This window comes from Streptomyces hygroscopicus subsp. hygroscopicus, from assembly GCF_001553455.1.
In the GTDB taxonomy this organism is placed as follows: domain Bacteria; phylum Actinomycetota; class Actinomycetes; order Streptomycetales; family Streptomycetaceae; genus Streptomyces; species Streptomyces hygroscopicus.
The window spans coordinates 1-1,198 of record NZ_BBOX01000656.1; the positions used below are offsets into that span (position 1 = coordinate 1).

Below are 1,198 nucleotides of genomic sequence, written 5' to 3' on the forward strand. Positions count from 1 at the left end.
GCTTCTTGGTGGGCGGGGCGTGCGGCTCGGATGTCGGCGAGTACGTCGTCGGCGGGGCGGATGACGTTGCGGGGGTTTTTGAAGTGGGGGATCACGTATTTGCCGAAGAGTTCGATGGAGCGCAGGAGTTGGTGGTGGGGGAGGCTGTCGACGCGGAGGACGAGGGCGTCGACGCCCATGTCGGCGTAGCGCTGTACGTGTTGGATGCAGTGGTCGGGGTCGCCGACCATGAAGCCTTGGGAGTGTTCGAACATGTACTCCTGGTCGTTGAAGTCGATGTCTTTGACGGCGCCCATGTAGGCGTAGTCCTGGGAGAGTTTGGACAGCCGTTCGTAGGCGTCGGTGGAGAGTTTGGCCATCTCGAAGAGGGGTTGGGCTTCGGTGCGGGCCTGTGTTGTGGTCTCGGCGCAGTGCATGCCGCCGGAGATCGCGACCATTTTGCGGGGGGTGATCGGGTGGGGGTGGTCGGTGGCGGCGAGTGTGGTGTCGTAGAGCTTCACCATGTTTTCGACGAGGTCGAATCCGAGGTAGAGGCCGCCCATGATGGCGCCGATGCCCATGGTGGCCGCGGTTTCGACGGAGCTGGGGCTGCCGGCGGCGGCTGAGATGGGCGGGTAGGGGGTTTGCAGGGGCTTGGGGACCAGGCTGCGGGGCGGGATCTTGTAGTGCTCGCCCACGTAGGAGAAGGGGTCGTCGAGGAAGGCGCGGCGGATGAGTTCGACGCCTTCTCGCCACTGGGACTTGTTCTCGGAGGGGTCGACTTCGAAGGCGCGCAGGGCGAGGGTGGTGTTGCCGCGTCCGGTGCCGAGTTCGATGCGTCCGTTGGAGAGGATGTCCTCGGTCGCGACGCGTTCGGCCACGCGCAGTGCGTGGTTCATCCGTGTCGGCAGCAGTGTCACCAGGTGGATGAAACGGATCCGGCTGGTGAGCGCCATCAGGTACGGGTAGAGCACCTCCGGCGCGGAGACCGAGGCCGTCCCGAGGGCGACGTGCTGCTCGGAACTGCCGAAGGCGTCGAAACCGACGCGCTCTGCGAGCAGTACCTCCTCGATCAGTTCCCGGTAGCGGTGCTCATGGGTGAGCCCGACCGGGGTGTCCCCCTCGGACATGAGGATGAAGTCCATACCGACCCTTCCAACGAATGTTATTGGGCGCTAACGTAGGGCGTAGCCCAGCCCAGGTCAAGACCCACGAGGAA

At 64.8% G+C, this 1,198-nt stretch carries 1 protein-coding gene; it reads right to left on the minus strand.

Annotated elements, in window-relative coordinates; genetic code table 11:
• Window positions 1-1,124: LLM class flavin-dependent oxidoreductase (locus tag AXW62_RS39695; protein WP_060948560.1), on the minus strand; the 1,124-nt coding region annotated here is incomplete at its 3' end.
• Window positions 1,125-1,198: the final 74 nt, after the last annotated feature.